Here is a 4,987-nt window from a genome sequence, read left to right on the forward strand (position 1 = left end):
GGTTGATCCTGAAGCAGAAGCCGCGGCCATCACCTTGGCGGAGATCGAAGACGTCGAAGGCGTGTGCGCCATTCCCGGTGCGAAAGAGTTTGTAGCGACATTGCCCAAGGATCGTTGGGCCATCGTGACCTCGGCGCCGCGAGCGCTGGCTGTGCGTCGCTTGGCAGCGGCCGGGCTGACTGCGCCGTCGGTGTTCATCACCGCGGAAGATATTCCAACAGGTAAACCTGATCCCGCGTGTTATCGACTGGCGGCACGCACGCTGGGCTGGTCGGCGAACGATTGCCTGGTGTTCGAGGATGCACCGGCGGGGATTCGCGCAGGCGAAGCGGCGGAGGCGGCGGTCGTGGTGATCAGTGCCACTCATCAGCATCCCATGCAGACACCGCATCCGATGCGTGCAAATTACACGGGTTTGCAAGCCCGAGTCGAGCCGGATGGCCGGTTACAAATCGGCCATCAAAATCAATTATAGAAAATTCTGCATGACTCATATTCCGCACCCGAGCGGTCGCGCCCGGCGTTAATAGTGCGACAATGCCGCCACTAGCGAGGAACCAAGAAATCATGACCGATTTTTCTGCCTTCCCCATCACCAAGAAGTGGCCGCCGCGACATCCGGATCGCTTGCAATTGTATTCGTTGCCCACGCCCAACGGCGTGAAGGCGTCGATTGCGCTGGAAGAGATCGGGCTGCCGTACGAAGTGCATCGGGTCAGCTTCGATACCAACGATCAACTGTCGCCGGAGTTCTTGTCGCTCAATCCGAACAACAAAATTCCGGCCATCCTGGATCCCAACGGGCCGGGTGGCAAACCGCTGGCCTTGTTCGAGTCCGGTGCCATTCTGATTTATCTGGCCGATAAGACCGGCAAATTGATTCCTCAGGAGGCCGCGGGGCGTTACCAAACCATCCAATGGTTGATGTTTCAGATGGGTGGCATCGGTCCGATGTTCGGCCAGGTGGGCTTTTTCCATAAGTTCGCCGGCAAGGAAATCGAAGACAAGCGACCGCGCGATCGTTACATCAACGAGTCGAAGCGCCTGCTCGGCGTGTTGGAAAAGCATTTGGAAGGCAAGCGCTGGATCGTCGGCGATCAGTACACCATCGCCGACATCGCCACCTTTCCCTGGGTGCGTAATCTGATCGGGTTCTATGAGGCGGGCGAGTTGGTCGGCATCAAGAACTTTCCCAACGTGCAGCGGGTGCTGAATGCGTTCCTGGATCGGCCGGCGGTGGTCGCCGGATTGAATATTCCGCCGACGCCGCCGAAGAACTAAAGGCTCGCTAGCGGATGCCGTGCGCCGGGCCACTCCGGCGCTTCGAAGTGGCTCTCAATCCACTGCGGCGTAACTTCCGCCAACGTACTCGGTTGCCAGCGCGGCTTGTTGTCTTTGTCGATCAACAACGCGCGCACGCCTTCGATGAAGTCCGGCCGGGCACAGCATTGCAAGGCGACGATCAGCTCCAAGCGCAACGTGTTCGCAAGATCGAGATCTCGCGTGCGCTCTTGAAGCTCCCAGCTCAGTGCGGCCGTCGTCGGCGATCCTGCGACCAGTGTCGCGACCGCACGCTTCATCCAAGCATCGTCGCCGTCGTAGCTGACGATTCGATTCACTGCATCGGTGACCGACTCGCCGCGACAGGACGATTCGATCAGTTCAGCATGTCGATGCAAATTCGACGCGGGCGCTACTTGCGCCGCTGCGCAAGCAAACTTCTGCAGCAGTTCAGTCAGCACTTTTCGATTCGCACTTGCATCGTCTGACCAATTCAACTGCGACAACTCTGCGAACAAGGCGTCGCGATCGCTGGCTCGAACCAGATGGTCAGCGAGGCCGCGTAACACCGCGTCAGAACCGTTGATCTGCACGCCGGTGAGCGCGAGGAACCGTCCGGTGTGTCCCGGCAGCTGTCGCAGAAACCAGCTGGCACCCACATCAGGGAACAGGCCGATGGTGATTTCGGGCATGGCCATGCGTGTGGTTTCGGTTACGACGCGATGACTCGCGCCGGCCAGCAGGCCCCAGCCACCGCCGAGCACGATGCCGCTGGCCCACACCAGCAGCGGCTTGGGATAACGATGGATCAAGTAGTCCAGCCGATACTCTTCGGCGAAGAACTCCAGCGCCGTCGGACCGGAATGCTCTTTGATCGCCTTGTACAGACTGCGGATGTCGCCGCCTGCGCAGAACGCTTTCTCGCCCGCGGCGTGCAGGATCACGCCGGCGATGCTCGGATCCTCGGCCCAGCGTCGCAGTTGTGGGTCCAGCAGCCGAATCATGTCGAGCGACAGGGCGTTCAACGTTCGTTCGGAGTTGAGCTTCGCCACACCCAGGCGGTAGCCGCCTTTCGTGGGGATTTCTTGGCAGCGCACGCAACAGTCTTCGGCCGGTGCCGACGTGGAAGATGAAGTCATCGTCAGTGGACTACTGCAGGCCCTTGTTGGGGTTGATCAAATATTTCTCGCCGGTCGCTCGGCGGTTGTAAGCCGCGATCACCTCGGGCTGCAACGCTTCGACAAGCGAAATTTCCGCGGTGTAGTGGCTGGCGAAGGTGGTCTTCAATTCAGCGGCGATGCGTTCGCGAAGTTTCTGAGTGGCCTGCGGGCCGATCTTTTCCAGGAAATAAGTCAGCAGCCAGCCGCCCACGCCCCAGGCCATGCCGACGTTGCTGCGATCGATCTCGAGCGGTCGATTGTCGAGCACGCCGTACGTGTACACCTGTTTGTGAACCGGCGAGCCATAGCGGTTGTAGGTGGTCTGCTTGCGATTGATGGCAGCTTCCATACAGATCAGGATCTGGTTGGCCAGCTTGCCGCCGCCGACGGCGTCAAAGGCGAGGGTGGCGCCGGTTTCCGCGATGGCGTCGGTGAGCTCGTCCATGAACTTGGGCGAAGTGCTGTCACAAATGTACTTGGCGCCATCCTTGCGCAGCGTCTCGGCTTGCTCGGCACTGCGCACGATGTTTACCAACGCCACGCCGTCTTTCAAACAAATCTTGTTGAGCATCTGGCCCAGATTGGACGCGGCGGCGGTGTGCACCAGCGCGGTGTGATTTTCACGACGCATGGTTTCGACCATGCTGAGCGCCGTCAATGGATTGATGAAACAGGACGCGCCTTCGGCCGGCGTCGTGCCTTCCGGCAAGGGCAGGCAGGCGGCGGCTTTGATGACGCGATATTGGGCATACATGCCGCCACCCAACACGGCGACCGTTCTTCCCAGCAGCTTCTGTGCATCGGCGCCAGCCTTGATCACGATTCCGGCACCTTCGTTACCGACGGGCATCGATTGATCGACTCGCGGAGCCATCGCCTTCATCGCTTGCGACGGGATCGTCGCGGTGTACGTCGGATTCTCGGCAGTGCCGCCGGCACGAGCGGTCGACAGATCCGCGGGCCCGAGCAGGAGCCCGAGGTCGGAAGGATTGATAGGCGAGGCGAACACGCGAATCACCACTTCATCTGCAGCCGGCTCTGGAAGTTTCGCCTGGCGCAACGACAGCTGTAGTTCGCCGCCGGCCGTCACCAGGGAACGTAGTTGCAGGTAGGTGGACTCGCTCATGTAGATCAGCCCGTGTCGACGTTGGAGTCGCAGGGTACACCAACGACCTGGGGGCTGCGTAATATCGTAACTAGTGATACGATCACAGCATTGATAATCGCTCCGTTGATAATAACGCCGCCGCAACGATACCCCATGGACCGCACCCGTAACCTTGGCTTCATGCTCAAAACCCTGGAGCGCTCGTACCGCAAGCGCTTCGAGGCCCTGGCGCAGGAGCGCTCGCTGACCTTGCCCCAATGTAAGGCGTTGGCTTCATTGGCTCGGAATGAGGGCATCAGCCAGATCAAGCTGGCCGAAATCGCCGAGATCGAGCCCATGACCCTGGTGCGCATCCTGGATCGGATGGAGGCCGACGGCTGGATCGAGCGGCGGCCGGACCCGGTGGATCGCCGCGCCCGCTGTCTGTACGTCACCCCGGGCGCCAATCCGGTGCTGGAACAGATCGATAAGGTCAGTGCGCAGATGCGCACTGAAGCGCTGCAAGGCCTGTCGGCCGATGAGCGCAACCAATTGATGAGGCTGCTGGAGCGAGTGCAGCTCAACATGAGTTCGCAACGGATCAGTGAACAACCCGCGGCAGCGGCCAAGCCGGTCGCCGCGTTAGCTCGTAAGAAGGCGAGATGAGATGAGCGATTCCGACGAAGTGACTCCCGAGCCCGCCCCGCGCAGTAGTCTGCGTGGTCCGTTGATGATTGCCGGTCCAGCGCTGGTGTTGGGCATTGCCGGTTTCGTCTATGTCACAGGCGGCCGTTACGAATCCACTGACGACGCGTACGTGCGTGCCGCGCAGATTTCGATCAGCGCCAACGTAGCGGGGCGCGTGAGTGAAATCGCCGTTCGCGACAATCAGCAAGTGCGCGCTGGAGACTTGTTATATCGGCTCGACGATCGGCCGTTCCGCATTGCTGTGGCCGAGGCTACAGCGCGACTGAACTCGGCTCGGCTCGAAGTGGACTCGATGAAGGCAACCTATCGCCAGCGTTTGGCCGACCAGCGTTCGGCGCAGACCACGCTCGACTATCAGAGCCGCGAATACGATCGACAGAAAGGCTTGCTCGAGCCTGGTATTTCCTCGCAAGCACAAGTTGAGAAAGTGCAAGTGGCACGTGACGCGGCTCGTCAGGAACTCGAAGCGTCACGAGAGCAAATCATTGCTGTGCTCGCGAGTCTGGGCGGCAATCCGAATGTACCTGTCGATGAGCATCCCAGCGTGCAGCGTGCGCAGGCGGAGCTGGAACGCACCCAGCTGAACTTGTCTTATGCGCAAGTGTTGGCGCCCGCCGATGGCATCGTGACCAAAGTCGAGCAGGTTCAAGTCGGCGATTTCTTGAACGCGGCGGTGCCGGCGTTCGCGCTGGTGTCGGCCGAGAATGTATGGATCGAAGCCAACTTCAAGGAAGTGCAGCTGACCCATTTG

At 60.4% G+C, this 4,987-nt stretch carries 6 protein-coding genes; 4 read left to right on the forward strand and 2 right to left on the reverse strand.

The window, feature by feature from the left end; all coding sequences use genetic code 11:
* Both JNL55_RS20540 and JNL55_RS20545 read left to right on the forward strand, forming a co-directional pair.
* The coding region (locus JNL55_RS20540) for an HAD-IA family hydrolase (protein ID WP_293858091.1) at positions 1-475 on the forward strand (475 nt) is incomplete at its 5' end.
* Positions 476-567: 92 nt separating this feature from the next.
* Positions 568-1,281 (forward strand): glutathione binding-like protein, encoded by a 714-nt coding sequence (locus JNL55_RS20545; protein WP_293858094.1) that lies wholly within the window; start codon positions 568-570, stop codon positions 1,279-1,281.
* On the opposite strand, the gene JNL55_RS20550 is transcribed toward JNL55_RS20545, so the two are convergent.
* Both JNL55_RS20550 and JNL55_RS20555 read right to left on the reverse strand, forming a co-directional pair.
* On the reverse strand, positions 1,278-2,420 hold the full coding sequence (locus JNL55_RS20550; protein ID WP_293858096.1) for an enoyl-CoA hydratase/isomerase family protein: 1,143 nt from the start codon (positions 2,418-2,420) through the stop codon (positions 1,278-1,280). The two genes, JNL55_RS20545 and JNL55_RS20550, sit on opposite strands and share 4 nt — an antisense overlap.
* A 10-nt stretch (positions 2,421-2,430) precedes the next feature.
* Entirely contained in the window at positions 2,431-3,567 is a 1,137-nt protein-coding gene (locus JNL55_RS20555; RefSeq protein WP_293858099.1) for a zinc-binding dehydrogenase, read from the reverse strand.
* Between the two features lie 135 nt (positions 3,568-3,702).
* On the opposite strand from JNL55_RS20555, the gene JNL55_RS20560 reads away from it, so the two are divergent.
* Entirely contained in the window at positions 3,703-4,194 is a 492-nt protein-coding gene (locus JNL55_RS20560; RefSeq protein WP_293858103.1) for a MarR family winged helix-turn-helix transcriptional regulator, read from the forward strand.
* 1 nt (position 4,195) lies between these two features.
* Positions 4,196-4,987, forward strand: a 792-nt coding sequence (locus JNL55_RS20565; RefSeq protein WP_293858106.1) for an HlyD family secretion protein, incomplete at its 3' end; no start/stop codon positions are given.

This window comes from Steroidobacter sp. (assembly GCF_016790065.1).
Classification (GTDB): domain Bacteria; phylum Pseudomonadota; class Gammaproteobacteria; order Steroidobacterales; family Steroidobacteraceae; genus Steroidobacter.

What these genes read in the sequence shown, in the direction of transcription:
- JNL55_RS20545 (WP_293858094.1), top strand. Translation starts at nt 568, where the DNA reads ATGACCGATTTTTCTGCCTTCCCCATCACCAAGAAGTGGCCGCCGCGA.
- JNL55_RS20550 (WP_293858096.1), bottom strand. Translation starts at nt 2,420, where the DNA reads ATGACTTCATCTTCCACGTCGGCACCGGCCGAAGACTGTTGCGTGCGC.
- JNL55_RS20555 (WP_293858099.1), bottom strand. Translation starts at nt 3,567, where the DNA reads ATGAGCGAGTCCACCTACCTGCAACTACGTTCCCTGGTGACGGCCGGC.
- JNL55_RS20560 (WP_293858103.1), top strand. Translation starts at nt 3,703, where the DNA reads ATGGACCGCACCCGTAACCTTGGCTTCATGCTCAAAACCCTGGAGCGC.